We start from the raw sequence: 26,792 nt of genomic DNA on the forward strand, positions 1-26,792 counted from the left end.
TGGAACCGTGCTAAACTGAATGCTTCATCGGTAGAGACAACCGGCACGGAAGGACCGGCGATGGACGCGGCGACCGCGGTGGTGACGAATCAGGCGATGCTGCAGCAGACCTTGGCGCTGGCGGCGCTCAAGCAGTCGGCCGCGCTGCCGCAGGCCGCCGCCCAGATGCTGGCCAACGCCGCCACCCCTGCGCCCGAGGGCAACGCCCCCTCGGTTCCCGCCGGAACCACCGGCCGGGTGCTCGACATCCTGGTGTAGGCTTCCCCGGAAGACGAAAACTTTGCGAGGGGCGTACCCACTGCCTTCGGCAGTCGGTCGCGCACCCTGTTGGGGGGTCAAGGGGCCTCCCGGCCCCGTGCGGGTCCGGGCGGAGCCCGGCCCGGTTTTTCCGCGCCAGGGGGGACGAAGCGTTCCGGGGTATCCTCCGGCAGGCTCTCCACATAGACCGACTGGCTGGGGAAGGCGAAGCCGGTGCCCGCCTGGGCGACGATGTCCTTGATGCGGTAGGCCAGCGCCTCCTTCACCCGCAGCCACTCGCCCCAGTCGGTGGTGCGGGTGAAGCAGTAGACGAGAATGTCGATGGAGGAATCGGCGAACTTGTCGATGCGCACGAAGAGCGGCACGTCCGGCGGCTGCGCGATGTCGCTGGAGGCGCGCAGGTAGGCCTCGATGTCGTCGCGGACGGTGCGCAGCTGCCGCACCGAGGTGCGGTATTCCACGCCGATCGTCCAGTTGATGCGGCGGTAGGTCATCTTGCTGAAGTTGGTCACCGCATGGTCGGAGAGCGCGGTGTTGGGCACGAACACCGGCGCCTTGTCGAAGCGGCGGATCAGGGTGGAGCGGAAGCCGATGGTCTCCACCACGCCCTCCACCACGCCGTCCACGCGCACCCAGTCGCCGGGGTTGAAGCGTTTTTCCGCGATGATCAACAGGCCGGAGATGAGGTTCTTGAACAGGTCCTGCGCGCCCAGCGCCACGGCGACGCCGAACAGGCCGAAACCGGCGAGGATCGGCCCGACCCGCACCCCCCAGAGGTCGAGGATGGTCGCCGCGCCGATGGTGACGACGAGAATCTTCACCGCCTTGATCGTCCAGTCCATCAGCGACACGGAGAACACGTGCTGCAACCGGACGGCGACGAAGGAGAACGGCTCCACCAGCAGATAGAGCGCCCAGAACACGTTGAACGCCAAGAGCGAGCGCACCACGGTCATGTGCACCGCCGCGATGTCCCTGGAGAACTGCATGTGCCGCCCGGCGATCAGCACGCCGAGGATGAAGGGCACGCCGCGCAGCGGCCCGCGCAGGGAGTCCAGCGCCTGGGCGGCGCGGCCGCGCGGCGTGGCGCGGGTCTCGATGCGCCTCACCACCAGGTTGCTGATCAGGCGGCGGAAGAAGATGAACGCGGCGAGGATGGCGAGGGATTCCAGGGTGCGCCGCATGTCCGGCCCCCACAGGTCGGCGACGCGGAAGTCGGAGACCGCCTTGCCGACGTCGGCAAGAAAACGGGAAAACGGATCGGAAGCGGTCACGATGCGGAAACTCCCGGAGGCCCGAAGGCGCTTGTTGCGGGGGGCGAAATATCTTAAAATCGACGCGTTTTGCGGCGTGTCCGGCAGGTTGCCGGCCGCCGCCGCGTCCCTGGTCGTTCAGGAAAGCCTAGCATGGAAACCGGCGGCATCAAGTCAAGCGGCCTCATACGCCCCCAGGATCTCGGCTCGCGGCCGCAGGTCCGGCGCGTTTCCGCGCAGACCGGCGCTTCCGTCTCCTCCGGCGACTCGCAGCAGGCGGGCAACCGCCGGGTGCCGGAAACCCCGAACCTCGTCTCCGCCAACGGCCAGGTCTACGACCGCTCCTCGCCGCGCGGCACCTACCTCAACATTCTCGTCTGACACCGGGCAGAGCAAGGCCAGGGCTCCGCCCCGGACCCCCTAACCTTTGGTTTTTGCGCGCAGCGCCATAGAACCATCGCGCGGCGTGACGGTTGACGGCCGCTGTGCGGCGAAAACCAGTTATGGGATCAAAGGGTTCGCGACCCTTTGCGGGGTCCGGGGCAGAGCCCCGGCCCGGCGTTACCCCTCCGGCGGCAGGCCGAGGAGGCCGCGGGCGTAGTCGCGGGCGGAGAACGGGCGGAGGTCTTCGGCGCTTTCTCCGACCCCGGCGTAGTGGACCGGAATTTTGTACTTCTCGGCGAGCGAGACGACGACGCCGCCCTTGGCGGTGCCGTCGAGCTTGGTCATCGCGAGGCCGTCCACGTGGACCATCCGGCTGAAGATGTCCACCTGCTGGTGGGCGTTCTGGCCGGTGGTGGCGTCGAGCACGAGGAGGGTGGAGTGCGGCGCGTCGGGCACCAGTTTCTTCAGCACGCGGGAGATTTTTTCCAGTTCCGCCATCAACTCGGTGCGGTTGTGCAGGCGTCCGGCGGTATCGATGAGCAGCACGTCGTCCTTGCGCGCGGCGGCGAGCTTGAGCGCGTCGAAGGCGACGCCCGCGGCGTCGGCCCCGGTTTCGCGCGCCATCACCGGGCATCCGGTGCGCTGCCCCCACACCTGGAGCTGTTCGACGGCGGCGGCGCGGAAGGTATCCCCCGCCGCGAGCACCACGCCGAGGCCCTGGTCCTTCAACTGCTTGGCGATCTTGCCGATGGTGGTGGTCTTGCCCGCGCCGTTGACGCCGACGACGAGCACCACGTGGGGCTTCCTCGCGGGGTCGAAGACCAGGGGCTTCGCCACCGGGTCGAGGATCGCCTCGATCTCCTCGGCGAGCGCGGCGCGCACCTCGTCGGCGGTGACGTCCCGGCCGAAGCGGGCCTCGCGCAGCGCGGCGACCAGGCGGGCGGAGGTGGTCACGCCGATGTCGGCGGTGATCAGCAGGTCTTCCAGTTCCTCCAGCGCCGCGTCGTCGAGGGTGCGGCGGGTGATCAGCGCGCCGATCCCCTGCCCGAGCCGGGCGGAGGAGCGCGCCAGCCCGGCGCGCAGGCGGGCGAGCCAGCCGGAAGAGTCTTGGGTTTGTCCGCTCATGCCGGGGTTCCGTGCAGGGTGGCGCCGTCGTGGCCGGAAATTTCGACCGCCGCGACGGTGCCGACTGCGGGCGCGCGCGTCAAGGCATTCTCGTCGATCCGCACCGGCAGGTAGTGGTCGGTGCGCCCCTGGCCGTGATTCTCCACCACCATGGTGGCGGTGCGGCCGACCCAGGTGGAAAGCAGGGCGGCCATGCGGCGCGCCCCCGCTTCGCGCAGGGCGCGGGCGCGCTCCTTCACCGCGTCGCCCTTCACCTGCGGCATGCGCGCCGCCGGGGTGCCGGGCCGCGGCGAGAAGGGGAAGACGTGGAGGTGGGTGATCTCCGCCTCGTCGATCAGCGCCAGGCCGTTCCTGAACATCTCGTCGGTCTCGGTGGGGAAGCCCGCGATGATGTCCGCCCCCAGCGCGATGTCCGGGCGCTCGGCGCGCAGGGCGCGGGCGAGCGAGAGCACGTCGGCGCGGTTGTGGCGGCGCTTCATCCGCTTGAGGATCATGTCGTCGCCCGCCTGCACCGAGAGGTGGACGTGCGGCATCAGCCGCGGCTCGGTCACCAGCAGGCGGAAGAGCGCATCGTCGATCTCCACCGGGTCGAGGGAGGTGAGGCGCAGGCGCGTCATCTCCGGAATCTCGTCGAGCAGGCGGCGCACCAGCCCGCCGAGGGGCGGCAGGCCCGGCGCGTCGGCGCCGTAGGCGGTGACGTCCACCCCGGTGAGCACGATCTCCGGGGTGCCGCCTTCCAGCACCGCGCGGATCTCGCGGACGATGCGCTCCGGCGGCTGGCTGCGGTTCGGCCCGCGGGCGAAGGGGATGATGCAGAAGGTGCAGCGGTGGTCGCAGCCCTGCTGCACCTGCACGAAGGCGCGGGAGCGGCCCTCGAAGCCCTCCAGCAGGTGGGCGGAGGTCTCGCGCGCGGTCATGACGTCGGTGACGCGGATGGCCTCCCCGCCGTCCTCCGCATAGGCGGCGGCGGTCAGCTTCTCGCGGTTGCCGAGGACGCGGGCCACGCCCTCCATCTCCGCATAGGCGGCGGGGGCGAGCTGCGCGGCGCAGCCGGTGACGATGATCTTCGCCTGCGGGTTCTCGCGGTGCAGCTTGCGGATGGTCTGGCGGGTCTGGCGCTCCGCCTCGGCGGTGACCGCGCAGGTGTTGACGATGATCGCGTCGGCGAGGCCCGCCTCCTCGGCGTGGGCGCGCATGAGCTCGGATTCGTAGGCGTTCATGCGGCAGCCGAAGGTGACGACGCGAACCGGGGCGTCGTTGCTCATGCCGGTTTTCCCGCCGGGAGAATTTCGCCGAGCGTGCCCGTAAAGGCGAGGGTCGCCGGGCCGGTCATCAGTACGCGGCCGTCTTCCGTCCATTCGACGAACAGCGAGCCGCCGTCCAGCACCACTTCCGAGGCGCGCCCGGCGAGACCGCGCCGCGCCGCCGCCACCGCGGTGGCGCAGGCCCCGGTGCCGCAGGCGCGGGTGATGCCGGTGCCGCGCTCCCACACCCGCATGCGGATGCGGTCCGGCGCGATCAGGTGGGCGAATTCCACATTGGTCTTTTCCGGGAACATCGGGTGCACCTCGATCACCGGGCCGATGGCGGAAAGCGCCACCGCCTCGGCATCGTGGACGAAGAACACCGCATGCGGATTGCCCATGGACACCGCCACCGGCTCCCCATAGCCGCCCGCGGCAAGCGGCAGGGCCAGGGTGTCGTGCGCCTCGGCGAGCGGAATGGCGCGCCAGTCCAGCCCCGCCGGACCCATGTCGGCGGTGATCAGCCCGTCCTTTCCGGCAAACGCGCGGATCAGCCCGGCGCGGGTGCGCAGCGTCGTTTCGGCGGTCCCCGCCTCTTCCATCAGCAGCCGCGCGACGCAGCGCGTCGCGTTGCCGCAGGCGGACACCTCGGAGCCGTCGGCATTGTAAATCCGCATGAAGGCGGCGGCCTCGCCGTCGCCGGGCTCGATCACGATCGCCTGGTCGCAGCCCACGCCGCTGCGCCGGTCGGCCAGCGCCGCCGCAGCGGCAGGCGACAGGGTGAGCGGTTCGGCGCGCGCGTCGATAACCACGAAATCGTTGCCGAGTCCGTGCATCTTGCGAAAACGCCGCCCCGCGAGGGCGCAAAGGTCGTCGTGCGTGCTCATGATGGCTCTATTAAAGGATGCTCCGCCCGCAAGTCCAGAGCTATCGCCGCATGCCGGGGCTGCGGAAAACTAAAACTTCACGAGGGGACTCGGTCCCCTCGCGCACCCCCTAACTTGGTTTTTCGCCGCGTAAGCGGCAAGCAATGCGTTTGTTGCTACCGCCAGGCTTATGGCGCTCCGCGCGAAAAACAAGAAATGGGGTCCGGGGCCCGCGGCCCCGGCGGGTCCAGGGCGGAGCCCTGGCCTGATGTTACCCGGCGCGGATCAGCGGGCCGAAGTTCCGGATGAAGGCGCGCTGGTGGAATTCCGCCTGGTCCTGGCCGTAGGCGTAGTCCTGGCCGATCGGGCAGGCGTGGCGCGCCCTGCAGCCGTTTTTCAGGCAGGCCGCGCCTTCCATGCTTTCCAGGCGGTCGAGGCAGCAGGCGGCGTCGTATCCCTTGGGGGAGAGCGCGCCGCAGATGCAGGCGGCGAGGCAGGGTTTGGCGGCGCAGGCGTCGCAGGGGCCGGCGGCGGTCTCGACGCGCAGCGCGGCGGGGCTGGGGCGGGCGGAGAGCAGCGCGCCGCGCAGGCCGAACCAGGTGCCGTAGCGCGGGTGGATGGCCGGGGTCATCGGCGTGGGAAAGAAGGCGCGGGCGCGCAGGCCCCAGGCGTGGAACGGCAGGTAGGGCGGTCCGGAGAAGGGGTAGACCGCCTCCAGGCCGGATTCCGCGGCGATCGGGTCGAGGGTGCGCCGCGTCCAGGCGTCCAGGGGGTGGGGTTCGCTGCGGCGTTCCGCCTGGAAGGCGCGCCACATGCCGGGCCCGGCGTTGCCGACGAGGGTGACGGCGCGGGCGGCCAGGCCGTCGCGCATCGGCGGCACGCAGTCCTCCGCGGCGGGGGCGAGGACGCCGAGGATGACGAAGCCGCGTTCGGCGAGCCGCAAGGCGAGTTCCGAGGAACAGGCGGCTTCGCGGGGGGCGGTTTCGACGATGGTTCTGCTCCGTCTGGACATGCCGCGCGCCTTTCGTGCCGGAAACCGAGAAGACCGGCCACGGGTTGAGCGTCCCTTTCCCGTTCTCAATGTAGGATGGATAACTGGCTGGGCCAAGACTTTCATCGCCTTTTCACGGGATCGCCGCATCGGGCTTGACGCCGGGCGCGGGGAGGCGGAAAACACGTAAATGCGTCGGGGGGCGCCATCGTAAGGAACGAGCAAGCGTGTCTGAGCCGTCCTCTCCCCCGTCTACGCAAAAAGGCGAGTCGTCGCGCCGCCTGTTCTTCCGGGTTTTCCCATCCCTGATGCTGCCGATGTTCCTGGGCGTGGTCGATCAGACCATCGTCGCCACGGCGCTGCCCGCGATTTCCAGTTCGCTCGGCGATGTGGAGCGGATGTCGTGGATCGTCGTCGGCTATCTCATCGCCAACACCGTGGCGGCGCCGGTGTATGGGCGCCTCGGCGACGTGTTCGGGCGCAAGCGCATGATGTTCGTGGCGCTCGGGGTGATGGTGGCCGCCTCGGCCCTGTGCGCAGCGGCGGGGAGCATTCTGACGCTGACGTTCGCGCGGGTGCTGCAGGGGTTGGGCGGCGGCGGCCTGATGACTCTGGCGCAGTCCCTGATCGGCGAGGTGGTGCCGCCGCGCGAGCGGGCGCGCTATCAGGGCTACATTTCTGCGGTGCTCGTCACTTCCAATGCCTTCGGTCCGGTGGTGGGCGGCTATCTCACGGGCGCGTTCGGCTGGCGGTCGATCTTTCTCATCAACATTCCGCTTGGCCTGGCCGCTGCGCTGGTGATGCGGCGGCTGCCGTCGCGCGTGCCGGGGCGCGGCGACTTCACCTTCGATTTTCCCGGTCTCGGCTGGTTCGCGCTGTTCGTCGTGCCGGTGTTGCTGGCGCTGGAGCAGATTCAGCGCAGCGTCACGATGACCCCCGGCGTGGTGATGCTGGCCGGGCTGTCGGTGTCGGCCCTGGTCATGCTGCTGCGGCGCGAGAAGCGGGCGGCGTATCCGCTGTTGCCGGTGAAGCTGTTGCGTCAGGCGTCGATCTGGCGCTGCGATGCGCTCGCCGCCTGCCACGGTGCGGCGCTGGTGTCGCTGATCACCTTCATGCCGGTGTATCTGCGGGTGGCGCGCGGCGCCACCGCATCCGGCACCGGGCTGGTGCTGCTGCCGATCGCGGTGGGCATCGGCGCGGGTGCGCTGGTCACCGGGCGGCTGGTCAGCCGCACCGGGCGGACGGTGATCTTTCCCGCGGTGGCGCTGATCCCCGCGGCCGGGCTTCTGCTCTGGCTGGCGCTGGTCCACGAGACGATGGCGATGACCGACATGGCGGTGCTGCTGGCGGTTCTGGCGGTGCTGATGGGCAGCGTGATGAACGTGGTGCAGGTGGTGGCGCAGGATGCGGCGGGGCCGCGCATGCTGGGCGCGGCGGCGGGGTCGGTGGCGTTTTCCCGCTCGGTCGGCGCGGCGTTCGGCACCGCTCTGGCCTCGATGCTGATGTTCTCCTCCCTGGCGGTGGCGAGCCCGGTGGCGGCGGAGCATTTCGGCGCGCTGCTGGCGCACGGCCCGGCGGCGCTTTCGGGGCTGGATGCGGCGGCGCGGGAGGGCGTCACCGTGGCGGTGGCGTCGAGCTTCCGCTATGTGTTCCTGCTGATCGCCGGGTTCGTCGCGGCGGGCTGCGCGCTCGCCTGGTCGGTGCCGATGAAGCGGCTGGCTTGACTCTCCCTTCCAAATTGCGTATTCCTCTGCCTCTTCCCGTGTCTGAAGGGCGCGCTGCGCCCGTGACGCTTCCGAGGAAGTCCGTCCGTCCGCGAGGGTTCGCGCACGGGCGCGTTGGGTTTTGGGCAATTTCCGCCGCATGCGCGGCGTCAGGGACGGGCCGATGTTCGATACGCTGAGCGATCGTCTGGGCGGGATATTCGACAAGCTGAAGCGTCGTGCGACGCTGTCGGCGGCGGATGTCGATGCCGCGATGCGCGAGATCCGCGTCGCCCTCCTGGAGGCCGACGTCGCCCTGCCGGTGGTCAAGGACTTCGTCGCGCGGGTGCGCGAGGAGGCCATGGGCCAGGAGGTGATCCGTTCGATCACGCCGGGCCAGATGGTGGTGAAGATCGTCCACGACGCCCTGGTGGAAACCCTGGGCTCGGACGCCACGGAGCTGGACCTGAGGGCGGTGCCGCCGGTGCCGATTCTGATGGTCGGCCTACAGGGCTCGGGCAAGACCACCACCTCGGGCAAGATCGCGCTGCGTTTGAAGGAGAAGGAAAGGAAGAAGGTCCTTCTCGCCTCCCTCGACGTCTACCGCCCCGCGGCGCAGGAGCAATTGGCCCAGTTGGCTGCGCAGGCGGGCGTCGCCTCCCTGCCGGTGATCGTCGGCGAAATGCCGGTGGCGATCGCCAGGCGCGCGATGGATGTGGGCCGCAAGGAAGGCTACGACGTCGTCATCCTCGACACCGCGGGCCGCCTGCACATCGACGCCGGGCTGATGGACGAGGTGGCGAAGGTCCGCGACGTGGCCAAGCCGCACGAGACCCTGCTGGTGGTCGATGCGATGACCGGCCAGGACGCGGTGACGCTGGCGCGCGAGTTCAACGAGAAGGTCGGCATCACCGGCATCGTGCTCACCCGCATCGACGGCGATGCGCGGGGCGGCGGCGCGCTCTCCATGCGCGCGGTCACCGGGCGTCCGATCAAGTTCCTCGGCGCGGGCGAAAAGCTCGACAAGCTCGAGGTGTTCCACCCCGACCGCATCGCCGGGCGCATTCTCGGCATGGGCGACGTGGTCTCCCTGGTGGAGAAGGCGGCGGAGAACTTCCAGGCCGACGAGGCGGAGAAGCTCGCCAAGAAGATGATGTCGGGCAAGTTCGACCTCGACGACCTTCTGGGGCAGCTGCGCCAGTTGCGCAAGATGGGCGACATCAAGGGCCTGATGGGCATGCTGCCGGGCGTCGCCAAGATGAAGAAGCAGATGGCGTCGGCCAATCTCGACGACAACCTGCTGAAGCGTCAGGAGGCGATTCTCCTGTCGATGACGCCGAAGGAGCGCCACGCGCCGGACCTGATCAAGGCGTCGCGCAAGAAGCGCATCGCCGCGGGTTCCGGCACCTCGGTGCAGGAAGTCAACAAGGTGCTCAAGCAGTACGAGCAGATGGCGCAGATGATGAAACAGATGAAGAAGCTCGGCAAAAAAGGCGGTCTGCCGCCGGGCTTCGGCGGCGGCATGCCCCCGGCGGGGGGCGGAATGCCGCCGGGTTTCGGCGGGGGCTTCCCGCCGGGCGGGTTCAAGTTCTGAAGAAGGATCGGGCGGCGGTGCCGCCCATGGGTTCGTCCCGGCGGGGAGCCGGGACGGAAGGTACACACAAGCACGAAGGGTAAAATCGAACCATGCTTCGTATTCGTCTGACTCGCGGCGGCGCCAAGAAGCGCCCGTTCTACCGTATCGTCGTCGCCGATTCCCGGGCGCCGCGCGATGGCCGCTTCATCGAGAAGCTCGGCTCCTACGATCCGATGCTGCCGAAGGAGCACGCCGACCGCCTGGTGATCAAGGAAGAGCGCGTCAAGTACTGGCTCGGCGTCGGCGCGCAGCCGTCCGACCGCGTCGCCCGCTTCCTCGGCCTCTCCGGCGTGATTCCGGCCCCGGCCCTGCCGGAGCAGACCAAGCAGCCCGCGCCGAAGAAGAAGGCTCAGGAGCGCGCCGCGGAGAAGGCCAAGGCCGCCGCCGCCGCCGCCGAAGCCCCGGCCGAGGCGTAAGCCCGGAGGGCCGCGGGTGAAACCGGTAGCGGACACCAGCCGCGTCTGCCTGGGCGTCATCGTCGGCGCGCAGGGCATCCGGGGGGAGGTGCGGATCAAGCCCTTCACCGCGGAGCCCGAGGACGTGGGGGCCTATGGCCCGGTCACCGACGAACCCGGCGAAAAGACCCTGCGCCTGTCGGTGCGGGGCCGGGCGAAGGGGGCGGTGGTGGCGCGCATCGACGGCATTGCGGACCGCAATGCGGCGGAGGCCCTGAAGGGCACCATGCTGTACGTGGCGCGGGACTGCCTGCCGGAGACCGGCGACGCGGAGACCTTCTACCACGCCGATCTGGTCGGCCTCGAGGCCAGGACGCCGGACGGAGCCCCCCTGGGGCGGGTGGCGGCGGTGTTCGATCACGGCGCCGGGGATATCCTCGATATCCGCCGCGCCGACGGAGGCCTGGCATCGGTGCCGTTCACCAGGGCGGCGGTGCCGGAGGTGAACCTGGCCGGGGGCTGGCTCACCGTCGATTGGTCCGAGGGACCGGACGGTGAAGAGGCCCGCGGCGGAGAGAACGAATGACGGCGAACGCTCCGGAAACGGGCGCGGAACGGCGGGAAGAGGAAACGGCGGCGGGTCCGGCGTGGCTGGCCACGGTGCTCACCATCTTCCCCGGCATGTTCCCCGGGCCCTTGGGGTTTTCGCTGGCGGGCCGCGCCTTGGAGCGCGGGATCTGGGAAGTGGCGGCGCACAACCTGCGCGACCATGCCCTGGATCGCCACGGCACCGTGGACGACACGCCCTTCGGCGGCGGGCCGGGCATGGTGATGCGCCCCGACGTGCTGGACCGTGCGGTCCGCGCGGCGCGGCAGCAGGCGGGAGACCGCGCCGGGCCCCTGGTGTACTTCACGCCGCGCGGGCGGCGCCTGGACCAGAAGCGGGTCCGGGAGCTGGCCGCGGGGCCGGGCGCGACGTTCTTGTGCGGACGCTTCGAGGGCGTCGATGAGCGTCTGCTGGAGGCCCACGAAGTCGAGGAGGTGAGCCTCGGCGACTTCGTGCTCTCCGGCGGGGAGCTGCCGGCCCTGGTGTTGCTGGATGCGGTGGTGCGGCTGCTGCCCGGGGTTCTGGGCGCCGCCGAATCGCTGGCGGAGGAGAGTTTCGAGCGCGGACTGCTGGAATATCCCCAGTATACGCGCCCGCAAGTTTGGGCCGGAAGGCCCGTGCCGGATGTGCTGAATTCCGGCCATCACGCCGAGATCGCGGCGTGGCGGCGGATGCAGGCGGAAAAAGTCACACGGAACAGGCGACCCGATCTTTGGCAAGCCTATCAGGCGTCCCAGGGACGTAAGGAAGAGGAATAGGTCATGAACATCATCGAAACGCTGGAAGCCGAACAGATGGCGAAGCTTCTGGAAACCCGCGACGTCCCGGACTTCAAGCCGGGCGACACCCTGCGCGTCCACACCAAGGTGGTGGAAGGCACCCGCGAGCGTATCCAGGTCTACGAGGGCCTGTGCATCGCGCGCCGCAACGCGGGCTTGAACTCGTCGTTCACCGTCCGCAAGATCTCCTTCGGCGAGGGCGTGGAGCGCGTCTTCCCGCTGTATTCGCCGAACGTGGCGAAGATCGAGGTCACCCGCATCGGCAAGGTGCGCCGCGCGAAGCTCTACTACCTGCGCGCCCTGCGCGGCCGCGCCGCCCGCATCTCCGAGGACAAGGCGGCGATGCTCAAGGCGCGCGCCCGCGCCGCCGAGGTGCCCGCCGCCGGGACTCCGGACGCCGAGGCGTAAGACCTCCGCTTCCGCGTCCCTGCGTTTCCGCCCCGGCCGGACCTCGACGTGAGGGCCCGGCCAGGCGGGGCGGGTTTGGATATGCGGCGCGCGCCTGCGCCGCGTCGTGTCCTGTCGGGTGAGGCCGCAAGCCGCAAGCCCGTGCTGGGGAGCCTGAAATGACCGCACCGCGTACGCTGTTCGACAAAATCTGGGAAAGCCACCTGGTCGATCGCCAGGAGGACGGCACCTGCCTGATCTACATCGACCGCCACCTCGTGCACGAGGTCACCAGCCCGCAGGCCTTCGAGGGCCTCGCCATGGCCGGGCGTTCCGTGCACCGCCCCGAACAGACCCTCGCGGTGGCCGACCACAACGTGCCCACCACCGACCGTTCCAAGGGCATCACCGAACCGGAATCCCGGCTCCAGGTGGACACCCTGGAGGCCAACGGCAGGAAGTTCGGCATCCGGGTGTTCGGCATGACCGACGAACGCCAGGGCATCGTCCACATCGTCGGGCCGGAGCAGGGCTTCACCCTGCCGGGCATGACCATCGTCTGCGGCGATTCCCACACCGCCACCCACGGCGCCTTCGGCGCGCTCGCCTTCGGCATCGGCACCTCGGAGGTCGAGCACGTGCTGGCGACCCAGACCCTGGTCCAGGCCCCGGCCAAGAACATGCGCATCCGCGTCGAGGGCAAGCTGCCCCAGGGCGCGACCGCCAAGGACATCGTGCTGAAGATCATCGGCACCATCGGCACCGCGGGCGGCACCGGCTACGTCGTCGAATACGCGGGCGAGGCGATCCGCAATCTCTCGATGGAAGGCCGGATGACGGTCTGCAACATGACCATCGAGGGCGGCGCGCGCGCCGGCCTGGTCGCCCCCGACGAAACCACCTTCGCCTACGTCAAGGGCCGCCCGATGGCGCCCAAGGGCGCGGACTGGGACAAGGCGGTCGCCTACTGGAAGACGCTCGCCACCGACGAAGGCGCGCACTTCGATACCGAGATCGTCATCGACGCCGCGGAGATCGTTCCCCAGGTCACCTGGGGCACCAGCCCCGAGGACGTGGTGCCGATCACCGGCGCGGTGCCCGACCCGGACGCCGCGCCCGACGAGGCCAAGGCCAAGGCGATGCGCCGCTCGCTCGACTACATGGGCCTCGCCGCCGGGCAGAAGATCGAGGACATCGAGATCGACCGGGTGTTCATCGGCAGCTGCACCAACGGCCGCATCGAAGACCTGCGCGCCGCCGCCGCGGTGGCCAAGGGCCGCAGCGTCGCCGCCACGGTCAAGGCGATGGTGGTGCCCGGCTCCGGCCTGGTGAAGAAGCAGGCGGAGGCCGAGGGCCTGGACAAGATCTTCCTCGCCGCGGGCTTCGAATGGCGCGAGCCCGGCTGCTCGATGTGCCTGGCGATGAACGCCGACAAGCTGGAACCCGGCGAACGCTGCGCCTCCACCTCGAACCGCAACTTCGAGGGCCGCCAGGGCCGCGGCGGGCGCACCCACCTGGTCAGCCCGGAAATCGCGGCGGCGTCCGCGATCACCGGCCACCTGACCGACGTGCGCAAGTTCCAGGATTGAGGGGAGAACACGACATGGACAAGTTCGAAACCCTGACCGGCGTCGCCGCGCCCCTGCCGATGATCAACGTCGATACCGACATGATCATCCCCAAGCAGTTCCTCAAGACGATCAAGCGCACCGGGCTCGGCAAGAGCCTCTTCTTCGAGATGCGCTACGACGACGCGGGCAAGGAAGCGCCGGACTTCGTGCTCAACAAGCCCGCCTACCGCGCCGCGAAAATCCTCATCGCCGGGGCCAACTTCGGCTGCGGCTCCTCGCGCGAGCACGCGCCGTGGGCGCTGCTCGACTTCGGCATCCGCTGCGTCATCGCGCCCAGCTTCGCCGACATCTTCTACAACAACTCGTTCAAGAACGGCATCCTGCCGATCAAGCTGCCGCAGGAGGTCTGCGACAAGCTGATGAAGGCGGCGGACAACGGCGCCAACGCCACCTTCACCGTGGACCTCGCGGCGCAGGAAATCACCATGCCCGACGGCGGCAAGGCCGCCTTCGAGATCGATTCCTTCCGCCGTCACTGCCTGCTCAACGGCCTCGACGACATCGGCCTGACGATGCAGAAGAAGGCCAAGGTGGACTCCTACGAATCCGCCCGCAAGGCGGCCCAGCCCTGGGTGTAGGGCGCAGGTAAAACTTCGTGGGGGGACTCGGTCCCCCCACACCCCCCATAACTTTTTTCGCCGCGTAGCGGCCGTCAATCGTCATGCCGCGTGACGGTTCTATGGCGCTTTGCGCAAAAACAAAACCTAGGGGGTCCGGGGACCGAGTCCCCGGCGGGTCCAGGGCGGAGCCCCGGCCTGTTTTTTCTTCTGGCGTTTTCGCTGCGGGACGGAATAATCCGTACCCTCTCCTGCGGTTTGCGAGCGAAAGGTTTCGAGACATGACGGCGAAGAAGAAGGTGATGCTGCTGCCCGGCGACGGGATCGGCCAGGAAGTGATGGCGCAGGTGGTGCGCGTCGTCGAGTGGATGGGCGCTGCGGGCTTGGCGTCGTTCGACCTCGCCACCGGGCTGATCGGCGGCGCCTCGATCGACGCTCATGGCGTGCCGTTGACCGACGAGACGGTGGCCGACTGCCTGGCCTGCGACGCGGTGCTGATGGGCGCGGTCGGCGGCCCGAAGTGGGACGGCGTGCCCTTCGACAAGAAGCCGGAGCGCGGCCTTCTGCGCATCCGCAAGGACATGGGCCTGTTCGCCAACCTGCGCCCGGCGATCGTCTTCCCCGAACTCGCCGCGGCCTCGACCCTGAAGCCCGAGGTGGTGGCGGGTCTGGACATCCTGATCGTGCGCGAGTTGATCGGCGGCATCTATTTCGGCCAGCCGCGCGGCATCGAGACGCTGCCCAACGGCGACCGCAAGGGCTTCAACACCCTGGTCTACACCACGCCGGAGATCCGCCGCATCGGCCGGGTGGCCTTCGACCTCGCGATGAAGCGCGGCAGGAAGGTGACCTCGGTGGACAAGGCGAACGTGCTCGAATCCACCGTTCTGTGGCGCGAAGAGATGGAGGTGGTGGCCAAGGACTACCCGGAAGTGGCGCTCTCCCACCTCTATGTGGACAACGCCGCGATGCAGCTGGTGCGCAACCCCAAGCAGTTCGACGTGATGGTCACCACCAACATGTTCGGCGACATCCTCTCCGACTGCGCGGCGATGCTCACCGGCTCCTTGGGCATGCTGCCCTCGGCCTCCCTCGGCGCGGCGGATGAGAAGACCGGCAAGCGCAACGCGCTCTACGAGCCGGTGCACGGCTCCGCCCCCGACATCGCGGGCAAGAACCTCGCCAATCCGCTGGCGATGTTCCTGTCGCTGGCGATGATGCTGCGCTACTCCTTCGACCTCGACTCCGTGGCCGACCGCCTGGAGAACGCGGTCAAGGCGACGCTGGCGGAGGGGGTGCGCACCGGCGATATCATGCAGGAAGGGGCGACCCGCGTCGGCACCAGCGGCATGGGCGACGCGGTTTTGAGGCATTTGGCGGGCTGACGCGTCGTTTTTGTTGCACTGCCTGCCGGTTGAGGTAGGCTTTTCGCCAAACCGGGAAAGGCTCTGGGAGGGGCCTTTCCCTTCCATGCCTCCTAATCAAGAACGGACATCGAAATGGGCTACAAGGTTGCAGTCGTCGGCGCGACGGGAAACGTCGGCCGCGAGATGCTGAACACACTGGCGGAACGCAACTTTCCGGTGGATGAGGTTTTCGCCGTGGCGTCGAAACGCTCGGCGGGGACCGAAATCTCCTTCGGCGAGAAAACCGTGCTGAAAGTGAAAGACCTTGAGACCTTCGATTTCACCGGCATCGACATCGCCCTGTCGTCGCCGGGCGCCTCGGTTTCCAAGGCGTTCGCGCCGCGCGCCGGCGCGCAGGGCTGCGTGGTGATCGACAACACGTCCTACTTCCGCATGGAGCCGGACGTGCCGCTGGTGGTGCCGGAGGTCAACCCGGGCGCGATCGCGGGCTACACCAAGCGCCACATCATCGCCAACCCCAACTGCTCCACCATCCAGATGCTGGTGGCGCTGAAGCCGCTGCACGACGCCTTCAAGATCAAGCGCGTCGTCGTCTCCACCTACCAGTCCACCTCGGGCGCGGGCAAGGCGGCGATGGACGAGCTGTTCGACCAGACGCGCGGCATCTACATGAACGAGCCGATCGGCAAGACGCAGAACAAGTTCACCAAGCAGATCGCCTTCAACGCCATCCCGCACATCGACATCTTCATGGACGACGGCGAGACCAAGGAAGAGTGGAAGATGGTGGTCGAGACCGCGAAGATTCTCGACCCGGCGATCGCGGTGCACGCCAACTGCTGCCGCATCCCCGCCTTCATCGGTCACGGCGAGTACGTCAACATCGAGACGGAAAAGCCGATCACCGACGCGGCGGCGCGCGCCGCGCTGAAAAAGGCTCCGGGCGTCTCGGTGGTCGATATGCGCGAGCCGGGCGGCTACGTCACCCCGGTGGAGTGCGCCGGCGAGGACAACGTCTTCGTTTCGCGCATCCGCGCCGACAAATCGGTGAAGCACGGGCTCTCCTTCTGGTGCGTCGCCGACAACCTGCGCAAGGGCGCGGCGTTGAACGCGGTGCAGATCGCCGAAGTGCTGGCCCGCGACTACCTGAAGAAGTGACCGGAACCCGATCTTTCCGGGCGGCGCGGTTTCCGGCGGGAACCGCGCCGCCTCCGTTTTCCCCGCCCGCGTCCTGCGCGCGCGGCGGGTGGTGCCCGCACGCGGAGGCCACGCCATGACCCAGCACCCGGAACGTGCCTTCATCCGCGCCGTGATCGAGGCGAAACGCCGCGACGTGCCGATGCATACCAACCCTCTCGCCGCATCGCTCGGCATGGTCCTCCACGCCGCGGAGGACGGCCGCGTCACCGTCGGGTTCACCGCCGATTCCCGCTTCACCCAGGGCAACGGCGTGATCCAGGGCGGCATCCTCGCCACGATGCTCGACTTCGGCATGGTCTTCGCCGCGTTTTCGGTGATCCCGGCGGACAGGACGCTCGCCACCGTGGCGCAGACCACCAGCTTCCTCCGCCCCGCCGCGCCCGGCGTCTTCACCGTGGAGGCGGAGGTGGAGCGCGCCGGACGCCACGTCGTCCACGCCCGCGCCGTCATCCGCGACGCCGCGGGCCAGACCGTCGCCACCGCCACCGCGCCGCTCGCCGTGGTGCCGCTGCCGAGGACGCCATGACGCTTTACGTCGATGCCGACGCCTGCCCGGTGAAGGACGAGATCGTCCGCGTCGCCGAACGCCGCGAGGTTGCCGTGGTGCTGGTCAGCAACCGCGGCTTCCGCACCGGCGGCCATCCGCTGCTGCGCTCGGTGATGGTGGAACCGGGACCGGACGAGGCGGACAAATGGATCGCCGCGCACATCGCCGCGGGCGACGTCTGCGTCACCAGCGACATCCCGCTCGCCGCCCGCTGCGTGGAACAGGGCGCAACCGCGATCTCCCCCACCGGCCGGGTGTTCGACGCCGACTCCGCAGGCCTCGCGCTGGCCACCCGCGACCTGATGACCACCCTGCGCGAAACCGGGGAAATCGCGGGCGGCGGCCAACGGCCGTTCTCGCAAAAAGACCGCTCCCGCTTCCTCGACGCGCTCGACGCGCTGCTGCGGGGGTAAAACTAGGCCGGGGCTCCGCCCCTGGACCCCGCTGGGGCCTTGGGCCCCAGACCCCATAACGTGCAAGCGAGGCTGCCGCCCCGTACCCCGCCCGGAGGGTTGCGGACCCTCCGGACCTCCCTAGACTTGTTTTAGCCGCGTAGCGGCCATCAACCATCACGTCGCGTGATGGTTCTATAGCGCTTCGCGCAAAACCAAAAGTTATGGGGTGCGCGAGGGGACCGATCTCAGCCTTGGAAACGCCCACCGGGCGTTTCCACCACCTTCGGTGGTCGGTTTCGATCCTCGCAAAGTTTTGGTGTTCACACCGCCAGCGGCACGGCGGGGAAGGTTTGCTCCGGGGCGAGCATTTTCGCGCCGGTGGCGATGAGCTGGAGTTCGCGGGTTTGCGCCGCGTGGGTGGTGGCGAACACCTGGAACAGGCCGGAGACGGTGGCGGAGGCGGCCTCCGGCACCGAGAGGCCGTTGAGGGTATGGCCGAGGAAGAGGGCGGCGAGCGCGTCGCCCGCGCCGTTGAGCGGGATGGGGAAATCGAGCAGCGGCGTGGTGACGGTCCAGGCCCCTTCGGCGGTGACGGCGAGCACGCGGATGTCTTCGGCGGCGGCATCGGCGGTGACCAGGCTGGTGACGATCACCGTCTCGGGGCCGAGGGCGAGGACTTCGCGCGCCGCGGCCACCGCGTCGGCGGCGGTGGCGATGGAGCGTTTGGTGATGAGCTCCAGTTCGAACTGATTGGGGGTGACGATATCGGCGAGCGGGATGGCGGTTGCGATCATCATCTCGGGGATGTCGGGGGCGACGAAGATGCCGCGGCCGACGTCGCCCATCACCGGGTCGCAGCAGTAGAGCGCCCCGGGGTTGGCCGCGCGCACCGCCGCAAGCGCGCCTGCGACCTCGCGGACGATGGCGGCGGAGCCCATGTAGCCCGAGAGCACGGCGCGGCAGGCGGGCAGCACGCCGCGCGCGGCGATTCCCTTCATCAGTTCGCCGACGATGGCGGCGTCGAACACCTGGCCGGTCCACGCGCCGTAGCCGGTGTGGTTGGAGAACTGCACGGTGTGGATCGGCCACACCTCGTGGGCCATCAGTTGCAGGGGGAACACCGCGGCGTCGTTGCCGACGTGGCCGTAGGCGACGTGGGATTGGATGGAAAGGATGCTCATCGGTACGTCCGTTCACGCGAAGGGGGCGTTTTTGTGAAAGCGCGCATCTTGCCACCATCGGCGTCTGGATTAAAGTGCGGGGACTTCATATCTTCCTTGGTGCTTACCCGTAAGGTTCGGAGGGATTTTCATGGCCGTCACCGTCCGCCCGCGCCGCAGCATGCTCTACATGCCCGGCTCCAACCGCCGCGCCCTGGAAAAGGCGAAGGCGCTGCCCGCCGACGGGCTGATCCTCGACCTCGAGGACGCGGTCTCGCCGGATGCGAAGCCGGAGGCGCGCAGCAACGTGGCGGAGGTTCTGGCCGGGGGCAAACCCTACGGCAAGCGCGAGGTGATCGTGCGGATCAACGGGCTCAACACGCCGTGGGGGATGGACGATATCGCCGCGGTGGCGGCCTCGGGCGCGGACGGCATTGCGATTCCCAAGGTGGAGAGCGCCGATATCGTGCGCCAGGTGCAGGTGGCGGTGCGCGCCGCGGGCGGCCCCGAGGAGATGCCGGTGTGGTGCATGATGGAGACGCCGATGGGCGTCCTGCGCGCGCTGGAGATCGCCTCCGCCTCGCCCTTCGTCGCCGGCCTGGTGATGGGCACCTCCGACCTCGCCAAGGACCTGCACTGCGAGCACACCTTCGACCGCGAGCCGTTCCTCACCAGCTTCGGGCTGCTCGTTCTGGCGGCGCGGGCCTGCGGCGTCGCGGCGCTCGACGGGGTGCACCTCGACCTGGCGGACGACGCGGGGTTCGCCGAGGCCTGCGCCCAGGGCCGCCGCCTCGGTTTCGACGGCAAGACCCTGATCCATCCCAAGACCATCGCGGCGGCCAACGCCGCCTTCGCGCCGGCGGCGGCGGATGTCTTGAAGGCCCGCGAGTTGATCGCCACCTATGCCGAGGCGGTGGCCCGGGGGCAGGGCGTGGTGGTTCTCGACGGCAAGCTGATCGAGCAACTGCACGTTGATAATGCGCGCCGTTTGGTGGCGCTGGCGGAGGCTATCGCGGAGGTCGAGGCCGCCGTCCCGTCTCACGACTGAATGCATATTCTAGGCTTGACTGTGTATAACTAAAGACTTAGAAACCGGTCACGGTACGGTCGTTGACTTCAACCCGCCAATGTGGGTAGTGTGGTCGGCATCGAATTGATCTGCTGCATGAATCCGGATGGGAAAGTGGACTTCCACGGTCCGATATCTTTCCCGCCTCCACTCCTAACGAGGGGCGCTCCGTCATGACGTTTCTGGAAGCCAAAACCCAGCGGGGGGGGCCGCTTTCCCCGCACCTGCAAGTCTACAACATGTTCGCATTGACGTCGTTCCTGTCGATCGTCCACCGGATTTTCGGCGGGGCGCTGTTCGTCGGCACGCTGCTGTTCGTCTACTGGATCGGGTCCGCCGCCGCGGGGCCGAATGCCTATGACTCCGCGATGAATTTTCTCGGGTCGTGGTTCGGCTACCTGCTGATCTTCGGCTGGTCGTTCGCGCTGTTCTATCACATGTGCAACGGCATCCGTCACATGATCTGGGACACCGGCCGGATGATCGACCTGCCGTCGATCTACAAGTCCGGCTACGTCATGGTCGCCTGCGCGTTCGGGCTGACCGTGGTGGCCTGGGCCATCGGTTTGAGCGTCTGAGGGGAGGGAGGATAAAATGGCTATAATGCGCTCCGCTCTGGGCCGCGCGCGCGGCCTCGGCTCCGCCAAGGACGGTTTCCATCACTGGTGGATCGAACGCCTGACCGCGATCGCCCTGGTGCCGCTCACCCTGTGGTTCGCCACCGGCGTGATCAGCGTCGCCGGCGCCGACTACGCGGCCTTCGCCGCCTGGCTCGGCAAGCCGTGGAACGCCGGTCTGATGATCTGCTTCATCAGCGCCGCCTTTCTGCACGGCAAGATGGGCATGGAAGTGATCGTCGAAGACTATGTCTCGCCGCGCTGCCTGCAGCTGTCGGTGCGGATTCTGCTGAATCTGATGGCCTTCGCGCTCGGCATTTTCTCCATCGTTTCCGTTTTGATTGTCGCCTTGGGGGGGTAACGCACGATGTCTGCCTATGAACTCATCGATCATGAATACGACGTCGTGGTCGTCGGCGCCGGCGGCGCGGGCTTGCGCGCCACCCTGGGCATGGTCCAGGCGGGCCTGAAGACCGCGTGCGTCACCAAGATCTTCCCGACGCGCAGCCACACCGTGGCGGCGCAGGGCGGCGTTGCCGCGTCTCTCGCCAACATGGGCGAGGACAGCTGGCAGTGGCACATGTACGACACCGTCAAGGGCGCCGACTGGCTGGGCGATCAGGACGCGATCGAATACATGTGCCGCGAGGCGGTGCCCTCGGTCTACGAACTCGAGCACTTCGGGGTGCCGTTCTCGCGCACCAAGGAGGGCAAGATCTACCAGCGGCCGTTCGGCGGCCACATGCGCGACTTCGGCGCCGCTCCGGTGCCGCGCGCCTGCGCCGCGGCGGACCGCACCGGCCACGCCATCCTGCATGCGCTCTATCAGCAGAGCCTGAAGCACGATGCGGAGTTCTTCATCGAGTACTTCGCCATCGACCTGATCATGGACAAGGGCGTCTGCCGCGGCGTCGTCGCCTGGAACCTGGCGGACGGCACGCTGCACCGCTTCCGCGCCCACATGGTGGTTCTCGCCACCGGCGGCTACGGCCGGTCCTACTTCTCGTGCACCTCGGCGCACACCTGCACCGGCGACGGCAACGGCATGGTCGCCCGCGCGGGCCTGCCGCTCCAGGACATGGAGTTCGTGCAGTTCCACCCGACCGGCATCTACACCGCGGGCTGCCTGATCACCGAGGGCGCGCGCGGCGAGGGCGGCTACCTCACCAACTCCGAGGGCGAGCGCTTCATGGAGCGCTATGCGCCGACGGCGAAGGACCTCGCCTCCCGCGACGTGGTTTCCCGCGCGATGACCATCGAAATCCGCGAGGGCCGCGGCTGCGGTCCGAAGAAGGACCACATCGACCTCCACCTCGAGCACCTGGGCGGCGACGTGCTGCACAAGATGCTCCCGGGCATCACCGAGACGGCGAAGATCTTCTCCGGCGTCGATGCGGTGAAGGAGCCGATCCCGGTGCTGCCGACCGTGCACTACAACATGGGCGGCATTCCCACCAACTACCTGGGCGAAGTGCTCAACCCCACCGCCAAGAACCCCGACGCGGTGGCCCCCGGCCTGATGGCGATCGGCGAGGCGGCGTGCGTCTCCGTCCACGGCGCCAACCGCCTGGGCTGCAACTCGCTCTTGGACATCGTGGTGTTCGGCCGCGCCGCGGCGATCCGCACCGCGGAAGTCGTCAAGCCCGGCGCGCCGCACAAGCCGCTGAAGAACGACGCGGAGCTTTCGCTGTCGCGCTTCGACCGGCTGCGCAACGCCGACGGCGGCCTGCGCGTCGCCGAAATCCGCCTCAACATGCAGATGGCCATGCAGAAGGACGCCGCGGTGTTCCGCACCGCCGAGTCCCTGCAGGAAGGCTGCAAGGCGGTGGCCGGCGTCGCCGCCACCCTCGCCGACGTCAAGCTGGCCGATCGTTCGATGATCTGGAACTCCGACCTTGCCGAGGCGATGGAGCTGGAAAACCTGATGGTCTGCGCGCAGACCACCATCGTCGGCGCGGAAGCCCGCCACGAAAGCCGCGGCGCGCATGCCCGCGAGGACTTCCCCAACCGCGACGACGCCGAGTGGATGAAGCACACCCTGGCGTGGTGCGACGACAAGTATGCGGTGAAGCTGGATTACCGTCCGGTTCACGCTTACACGCTGACCAAGGATGTCGCCTACATCGAACCGAAAGCCCGCGTGTATTGACCTTTAGGACTGCAAGGGGTGTCCTTTCGGATACCGAGGAGAAAACATGCCTCTCGATTTGGTTTTGCCTCGTAACTCCCGCATCAAGCCCGGCAAGTCCCACAAGGCCCCGGCCGGCGCCAAGAATGTCAAGGAGTTCCATATCTACCGCTACGATCCGGATCAGAAGAAGAATCCGACGATCGATATCTTCGAGATCGACCTCGATGAAATCGGCCCGATGGTTCTCGACGCCCTGATCAAGATCAAGGACGACATCGACCCGACGCTGACCTTCCGCCGCTCCTGCCGCGAAGGCATCTGCGGCTCCTGCGCGATGTGCATCGACGGCATCAACACGCTCTCGTGCCTGAAGCCGATCGCCGACATCAAAGGGCCGGTGAAGATCTATCCGCTGCCGCACCTCGAAGTGATCAAGGACCTGGTGCCGGACGTGAACCACCTCTATGCGCAGTACGCCAGTATCGAGCCGTGGATGAAAAACCGCACCCCGATGCCGAAGAAGGAGCGCCTGCAATCGCCGGAGGAGCGCGACAAGCTCGACGGCCTGTGGGAATGCATCCTCTGCTTCTGCTGCGCCACCTCGTGCCCCAGCTACTGGTGGAACGCCGACCGTTACCTCGGCCCCGCCATCCTGTTGCAGGCGGCGCGCTGGGTGCTGGACAGCCGCGACGAAGAACAGGGCAGCCGCCTGGACGAGCTGGAAGATCCGTTCAAGCTCTACCGCTGCCACACCATCCTCAACTGCACCAAGGCGTGCCCGAAAGGCCTCAACCCGGCCAAGGCGATCGCCGACCTCAAGGTGCTGATGATGGAACGCATCGTCTGATCCAAGCCGGACCGGACCGCCAAAACCCGCCGCCCCGGAGCCTCTCCGGGGCGGTTTGTCGTTGGGGTGGGGGAAAACCAGGCCAGGGCTCCGCCCTGGACCCGCTGGGGACTCGGTCCCCAGACCCCATGAGTGTTTTTCGCCGCGCAGCGGCTATCAACCCTCACGCCGCGTGATGGTCTTATGGCGCTACGCGCAAAAACCTAAAGTTATGGGGTTTGGGGCCCAAGGCCCCAATGGGGTCCAGGGGCAAAGCCCCCGGCATGGTTTTTCCCGTCTCACCCCTCCGCCTGGTCGCGGCGGAGGCGGGAGAGCGTGGCGTGGAGGAGTTCGATGAGGGCCATTTTCTTGTGCCGCCGGCGCGAGATGATGCCGAGTTCGCGGGTCAGCGTATGGTCGCCGAAGGGGACGACGCGCAGGTGGTGCTGGCGGGCGCGCGGCACGTAGAGGCCGGGGACGATGCCCGCGCCGAGCCCGGCGGAGACCATGAGGACGATCGCCTCGAAGGAGTCGAGTTCCACTTCCGCGGTAAGGTGCAGTCCCTTGCGGGCGATGATCGCGTCGATTTCGTGTTCGCTGGGCAGGATCGGCACGAAGCGCAGGTAGGGCGCGGAGATCAGCACCTCGTCGTCGGTGAGGCCCGGGGTGCCGCGCGGCGCGATGACATAGAAGCGTTCGCTGGCGTAGGATTTCCACAGGATGTCGCGGGACTCCTCGCGCGGCGGGCCGACGACGAGGGCGGCGTCGAGTCGCCCGGCGCGCACCTCCTCGGTGAGTTCGGTGGTGAGCCTGCCGCTGCCGACGAGCCGCAGCGAGAGGCCGGGATAGTTCTGCTTCAGCGCGTGCAGCGCCTCGGGCAGGCCGGCGGACAGCGCGCTGCGCACCGCGCCGATGGCGAGGTTGCCGGTGATGTCGATGCGGCTGTGGCGCTCCATGAAGCGCATGTGGGTGTCGAGGATGGCGCGCGCGGTTTCCAGGTACATGCGCCCGACCTTGGTGAGCCGCGGCGGCCGGGCGGTGCGGTCGAACAGGGAGATGCGGAGCTGCTGTTCCAGCTCGCGCATCTGCTGGCTGACCGCGGACTGGGTGAGGTTGACCGCCTGCGCGGCGCGGGAGAACGAGCCGTACTCTGCGGTGGCGACGAAAGTTGCGAGTTTCCTCAGGTCCATGCGCGGCCCTCCCGCAAGGATTATAAGCTAATCTACTGCTAGCTATTAAATAAATTCGTTATCGTGAATTCTAATCGTGCCGTACTGTTTTTTGAGCGTCGGAATCGGCGCGCACAAAATATGAGCAAAAAGCAGCGACGCGGCGGAACGGGAACGGAGCGGCACGATGATCGCGGAACACATGAGTTGCATCAAACAGTCGGCATCCTCGGTGGTGTCGGCGCGGGCGACGGAACTGAAGCAGCAGGGCAAGGACGTGATCAGCCTGTCCGCGGGCGAGCCCGACTTCCCCACGCCGCAGCATGTGCAGCTGGCGGGGATTCGGGCGATCGTCGAGGGCAAGACCAAGTATCCGCCGATCCCCGGCATCATGCCCCTGCGCGAGGCGGTGTGCCGCAAGCTCGCGCGCGAGAACGCCCTGGCCTACACCCCGGATCAGGTGATCGCGGGCGCGGGCGCGAAGCAGGTGATCTTCAACGCCCTGGCGGTGACGCTGAATCCCGGCGACGAGGTGATCGTGCCCGCGCCCTATTTCGGCTGCTACGTGGAGGAAACCGCGCTCTGCAAGGGCGTGCCGGTGGTGGTGGAGACGACGCAGGAAGAGGGCTTCCGCCTCGACCCGCAGCGTCTGGAGGCGGCGATCACGCCGCGCACCAAGTGGCTGATCCTCAACAACCCGAACAATCCCTCGGGCGCGGTGCTGGGCCTCGGCCATTTGAAGGGCATCGCCGAGGTGCTGCGCCGCCACCCGCAAGTGTGGGTTCTGTCCGACGACATCTACGAACACCTGATCTTCGACGGCAAGGCGTTCCACTCGATTCTCGAAGCCGCGCCCGATCTCAAGGACCGCACCCTGGTGGTCAACGGCTTCTCCAAGACCTTCTGCATGACCGGCTGGCGGCTCGGCTACGGCGCCGGTCCGCAACTCCTGATCAAGAACATGACGAAGTACCAGTCGCAGGCGACCAGCGGCGCCAACCAGGTGGCGCAGTGGGCGGGCGTCGCCGCGCTCGACGGCGACATGGGCTTCGCGGTGCGCCAGCGCGCGATCTTCCAGGAGCGGCGCGACCTGGTGATGAAGCTGATCGGCCAGGTTCCGGGGCTGAAGGCGGAGAAGCCGGAAGGCGCGTTCTACGTCTACGTCTCGTGCGCCGGTCTGATCGGCAAGAAGACCCCGGACGGCGCGGTGCTCTCCACCGACCCCGAAGTGGCCACCTATCTTCTCTACGAAGGCGTGGCGATGGTGCCGGGCGAGGCGTTCGGCCTGTCGCCGTTCTTCCGGGTTTCCTTCGCCACCGACGCCAAGACCCTGGAGGAAGCCTGCCGCCGCATCGCCGCCGCCTGTGCGAAGCTGAAATAGGAGGAGACGCCCCATGCCCGAGCCCATCCGCATTCCCGCCGACGTTGCGCGCGATGCCGCGGTCGATATCCTCGCCGCCCACGGCGTCCCCGCAGCGCAGGCCGCGCAGGTCGCCGCGGCGTTGATCGCCGCCGACCTGCGCGGCATCGACACCCACGGGCTCGCCTGCCTCAAGGACTACGTGGCGGCGCTCGACGAGGGGCGGATCAAGGCGCAGCCGAAAATCGCGGTGACGCGGCGCTTCCCCTGGGCGGCGACCGTGGATGCGGACAACGGCCTCGGGCCGCTCGCCGCCTCCGAAGGCATGCGCCTCGCCGTCGAGGCGGCGGAAAGCTTCGGCATCGGCGCGGCGGCGGTGATCCGCAGCAACCACTTCGGCGCGGCCGGGGTCTACGCCGCGATGGCGGCGGAGAAGGGCTGCATCGGCATCGTCGCGGCCAACGCCTCGGCGGTGGCCGCCCCGCACGGCGCGGCCACGCCGCTGCTCGGCACCAATCCCCTGGCGGTGGCGGTCCCGGCGGGCAACCAGCCGCCGCTGATCATCGACATGGCGACCAGCGAAGGCTCGCGGAAGAAGGTGCGCAAGGCGCTGGACGAAGGCCGCCCGATCCCCGCGGGTTGGGCGCTCGGCCCCGACGGCCGGCCGACCACCGATCCGGCGGCGGCGCTGAAGGGGGTGATGCTGCCCTTCGGCGGGGCCAAGGGCTCGGCCTTGTGCCTGCTGGTGGACGTTCTCGCCGGGGTGATCACCGGCGCGGAGTTCGGCGGCCGGGTGCTGAGCGTGATGACCAACCAGGAGCGCGAATCCGGCAACGGCCACTTCATGCTGGCGTTCAAGGCCGATGCGTTCATCGCGGAGGCGGACTTCGTGCGCCGCATGGAGGAAGAGATCGCGCGCCTGCGGGCGCTGCCGGCGGCGGCGGGCTTCGACGCCGTCGCCTACCCCGGCGAACGCAGCGCGAAGAAACGCGCCGATCGGCTGGCCTCGGGGATTCCGATGTCCGCCGCGTTGATCGACGGGCTGGTCGCCCTGGGTGGCGGACGGCTGCTTTCGGGGGGCCGGGGCTGACCCGGACCGTCCGCCAGAAGGGACTTGCAAAACAAGGAGGTCACG

General features: G+C 68.4%; 28 protein-coding genes. 21 read left to right on the forward strand and 7 right to left on the reverse strand.

Translation table 11 applies throughout. The annotated features are described in order from the left end of the window. Positions 1 to 60 precede the first annotated feature (60 nt). A complete protein-coding gene (locus O7R11_RS12340; protein WP_337997830.1) occupies positions 61 to 258 on the forward strand; it encodes a hypothetical protein in 198 nt (65 codons plus the stop codon). 77 nt (positions 259 to 335) lie between these two features. Here O7R11_RS12340 and O7R11_RS12345 read toward each other — a convergent pair whose 3' ends face one another. After that, positions 336 to 1,532, reverse strand: coding sequence for a mechanosensitive ion channel family protein (locus O7R11_RS12345; RefSeq protein ID WP_337997831.1), 1,197 nt, complete (start codon positions 1,530 to 1,532; stop codon positions 336 to 338). A gap of 132 nt (positions 1,533 to 1,664) precedes the next feature. On the opposite strand from O7R11_RS12345, the gene O7R11_RS12350 reads away from it, so the two are divergent. Beyond that, positions 1,665 to 1,892, forward strand: a complete 228-nt coding sequence (locus O7R11_RS12350) for a hypothetical protein (protein WP_337997832.1) — start codon at positions 1,665 to 1,667, stop codon at positions 1,890 to 1,892. A 180-nt stretch (positions 1,893 to 2,072) separates the two neighbouring features. Here the strand turns inward: O7R11_RS12350 and ftsY are convergent, their stop codons facing one another. The 4 genes from ftsY to O7R11_RS12370 form a co-directional block, all read right to left on the reverse strand. After that, a complete protein-coding gene (gene ftsY / locus O7R11_RS12355; RefSeq protein ID WP_337997833.1) occupies positions 2,073 to 3,020 on the reverse strand; it encodes a signal recognition particle-docking protein FtsY in 948 nt (315 codons plus the stop codon). Then, entirely contained in the window at positions 3,017 to 4,285 is a 1,269-nt protein-coding gene (mtaB, locus tag O7R11_RS12360) for a tRNA (N(6)-L-threonylcarbamoyladenosine(37)-C(2))-methylthiotransferase MtaB (protein ID WP_337997834.1), read from the reverse strand. Before mtaB ends, ftsY begins: the two co-directional genes overlap by 4 nt. Further along, positions 4,282 to 5,151, reverse strand: a complete 870-nt coding sequence (dapF, locus tag O7R11_RS12365; protein WP_337997835.1) for a diaminopimelate epimerase — start codon at positions 5,149 to 5,151, stop codon at positions 4,282 to 4,284. Before dapF ends, mtaB begins: the two co-directional genes overlap by 4 nt. Before the next feature lie 250 nt (positions 5,152 to 5,401). Continuing rightward, complete coding sequence (locus O7R11_RS12370; RefSeq protein ID WP_337997836.1) at positions 5,402 to 6,142, reverse strand: ferredoxin; 741 nt, start codon at positions 6,140 to 6,142, stop codon at positions 5,402 to 5,404. Between the two features lie 206 nt (positions 6,143 to 6,348). On the opposite strand from O7R11_RS12370, the gene O7R11_RS12375 reads away from it, so the two are divergent. The 12 genes from O7R11_RS12375 (at position 6,349) to O7R11_RS12430 (ending at position 17,343) form a co-directional block, all read left to right on the forward strand. Then, positions 6,349 to 7,845, forward strand: a complete 1,497-nt coding sequence (locus O7R11_RS12375; RefSeq protein ID WP_337997837.1) for an MFS transporter — start codon at positions 6,349 to 6,351, stop codon at positions 7,843 to 7,845. A 163-nt stretch (positions 7,846 to 8,008) separates the two neighbouring features. After that, positions 8,009 to 9,418 carry a signal recognition particle protein gene (gene ffh, locus O7R11_RS12380; protein WP_337997838.1) on the forward strand — a complete coding sequence of 470 codons (1,410 nt, stop codon included), beginning with the start codon at positions 8,009 to 8,011 and terminating at the stop codon, positions 9,416 to 9,418. A gap of 92 nt (positions 9,419 to 9,510) precedes the next feature. After that, complete coding sequence (rpsP, locus tag O7R11_RS12385; RefSeq protein WP_337997839.1) at positions 9,511 to 9,876, forward strand: 30S ribosomal protein S16; 366 nt, start codon at positions 9,511 to 9,513, stop codon at positions 9,874 to 9,876. A gap of 16 nt (positions 9,877 to 9,892) precedes the next feature. Beyond that, complete coding sequence (gene rimM / locus O7R11_RS12390; RefSeq protein ID WP_337997840.1) at positions 9,893 to 10,441, forward strand: ribosome maturation factor RimM; 549 nt, start codon at positions 9,893 to 9,895, stop codon at positions 10,439 to 10,441. Further along, on the forward strand, positions 10,438 to 11,220 hold the full coding sequence (gene trmD / locus O7R11_RS12395; protein WP_337997841.1) for a tRNA (guanosine(37)-N1)-methyltransferase TrmD: 783 nt from the start codon (positions 10,438 to 10,440) through the stop codon (positions 11,218 to 11,220). The genes rimM and trmD overlap by 4 nt, the downstream gene beginning before the upstream one ends. Before the next feature lie 3 nt (positions 11,221 to 11,223). After that, positions 11,224 to 11,649 (forward strand): 50S ribosomal protein L19, encoded by a 426-nt coding sequence (rplS, locus tag O7R11_RS12400; protein ID WP_337997842.1) that lies wholly within the window; start codon positions 11,224 to 11,226, stop codon positions 11,647 to 11,649. Positions 11,650 to 11,807: 158 nt separating this feature from the next. Continuing rightward, entirely contained in the window at positions 11,808 to 13,217 is a 1,410-nt protein-coding gene (gene leuC, locus O7R11_RS12405) for a 3-isopropylmalate dehydratase large subunit (RefSeq protein WP_337997843.1), read from the forward strand. A gap of 14 nt (positions 13,218 to 13,231) precedes the next feature. Continuing rightward, positions 13,232 to 13,837 (forward strand): 3-isopropylmalate dehydratase small subunit, encoded by a 606-nt coding sequence (gene leuD, locus O7R11_RS12410; RefSeq protein ID WP_337997844.1) that lies wholly within the window; start codon positions 13,232 to 13,234, stop codon positions 13,835 to 13,837. Between the two features lie 260 nt (positions 13,838 to 14,097). Then, positions 14,098 to 15,201, forward strand: a complete 1,104-nt coding sequence (gene leuB / locus O7R11_RS12415; RefSeq protein WP_337997845.1) for a 3-isopropylmalate dehydrogenase — start codon at positions 14,098 to 14,100, stop codon at positions 15,199 to 15,201. A 114-nt stretch (positions 15,202 to 15,315) separates the two neighbouring features. Beyond that, positions 15,316 to 16,341, forward strand: a complete 1,026-nt coding sequence (locus O7R11_RS12420; RefSeq protein WP_337997846.1) for an aspartate-semialdehyde dehydrogenase — start codon at positions 15,316 to 15,318, stop codon at positions 16,339 to 16,341. Positions 16,342 to 16,456: 115 nt separating this feature from the next. After that, the gene (locus O7R11_RS12425) at positions 16,457 to 16,909 is read left to right on the forward strand and encodes a PaaI family thioesterase (RefSeq protein WP_337997847.1); all 453 of its coding nucleotides are present in this window, start codon (positions 16,457 to 16,459) and stop codon (positions 16,907 to 16,909) included. Further along, complete coding sequence (locus tag O7R11_RS12430; RefSeq protein WP_337997848.1) at positions 16,906 to 17,343, forward strand: YaiI/YqxD family protein; 438 nt, start codon at positions 16,906 to 16,908, stop codon at positions 17,341 to 17,343. Before O7R11_RS12425 ends, O7R11_RS12430 begins: the two co-directional genes overlap by 4 nt. 302 nt (positions 17,344 to 17,645) lie before the next feature. Here O7R11_RS12430 and pdxY read toward each other — a convergent pair whose 3' ends face one another. After that, complete coding sequence (pdxY, locus tag O7R11_RS12435; RefSeq protein ID WP_337997849.1) at positions 17,646 to 18,506, reverse strand: pyridoxal kinase PdxY; 861 nt, start codon at positions 18,504 to 18,506, stop codon at positions 17,646 to 17,648. Positions 18,507 to 18,636: 130 nt separating this feature from the next. Between pdxY and O7R11_RS12440 the strand changes: the two genes are divergently transcribed. The 5 genes from O7R11_RS12440 (at position 18,637) to O7R11_RS12460 (ending at position 23,149) form a co-directional block, all read left to right on the forward strand. Beyond that, complete coding sequence (locus tag O7R11_RS12440; protein ID WP_337997850.1) at positions 18,637 to 19,533, forward strand: HpcH/HpaI aldolase/citrate lyase family protein; 897 nt, start codon at positions 18,637 to 18,639, stop codon at positions 19,531 to 19,533. Between the two features lie 194 nt (positions 19,534 to 19,727). Then, positions 19,728 to 20,132, forward strand: coding sequence for a succinate dehydrogenase, cytochrome b556 subunit (gene sdhC / locus O7R11_RS12445; protein ID WP_337997851.1), 405 nt, complete (start codon positions 19,728 to 19,730; stop codon positions 20,130 to 20,132). A gap of 16 nt (positions 20,133 to 20,148) precedes the next feature. Continuing rightward, positions 20,149 to 20,532 (forward strand): succinate dehydrogenase, hydrophobic membrane anchor protein, encoded by a 384-nt coding sequence (gene sdhD, locus O7R11_RS12450; protein ID WP_337997852.1) that lies wholly within the window; start codon positions 20,149 to 20,151, stop codon positions 20,530 to 20,532. A 6-nt stretch (positions 20,533 to 20,538) separates the two neighbouring features. Continuing rightward, positions 20,539 to 22,320 carry a succinate dehydrogenase flavoprotein subunit gene (gene sdhA / locus O7R11_RS12455; RefSeq protein WP_337997853.1) on the forward strand — a complete coding sequence of 594 codons (1,782 nt, stop codon included), beginning with the start codon at positions 20,539 to 20,541 and terminating at the stop codon, positions 22,318 to 22,320. A 46-nt stretch (positions 22,321 to 22,366) separates the two neighbouring features. Further along, positions 22,367 to 23,149 carry a succinate dehydrogenase iron-sulfur subunit gene (locus O7R11_RS12460; protein ID WP_337997854.1) on the forward strand — a complete coding sequence of 261 codons (783 nt, stop codon included), beginning with the start codon at positions 22,367 to 22,369 and terminating at the stop codon, positions 23,147 to 23,149. Between the two features lie 278 nt (positions 23,150 to 23,427). On the opposite strand, the gene O7R11_RS12465 is transcribed toward O7R11_RS12460, so the two are convergent. After that, entirely contained in the window at positions 23,428 to 24,318 is an 891-nt protein-coding gene (locus O7R11_RS12465) for a LysR family transcriptional regulator (protein WP_337997855.1), read from the reverse strand. A 166-nt stretch (positions 24,319 to 24,484) separates the two neighbouring features. Here O7R11_RS12465 and O7R11_RS12470 point away from each other — a divergent pair, with 166 nt between their 5' ends. Both O7R11_RS12470 and O7R11_RS12475 read left to right on the forward strand, forming a co-directional pair. Then, positions 24,485 to 25,678 (forward strand): pyridoxal phosphate-dependent aminotransferase, encoded by a 1,194-nt coding sequence (locus O7R11_RS12470; protein WP_337997856.1) that lies wholly within the window; start codon positions 24,485 to 24,487, stop codon positions 25,676 to 25,678. Positions 25,679 to 25,691: 13 nt separating this feature from the next. Further along, on the forward strand, positions 25,692 to 26,747 hold the full coding sequence (locus O7R11_RS12475) for an Ldh family oxidoreductase (RefSeq protein WP_337997857.1): 1,056 nt from the start codon (positions 25,692 to 25,694) through the stop codon (positions 26,745 to 26,747). Positions 26,748 to 26,792 lie beyond the last annotated feature (45 nt).

The sequence above is a fragment of the Oleispirillum naphthae genome (genome assembly GCA_027864655.1).
GTDB classification, from domain to species: Bacteria; Pseudomonadota; Alphaproteobacteria; order Rhodospirillales; family Rhodospirillaceae; genus Oleispirillum; species Oleispirillum naphthae.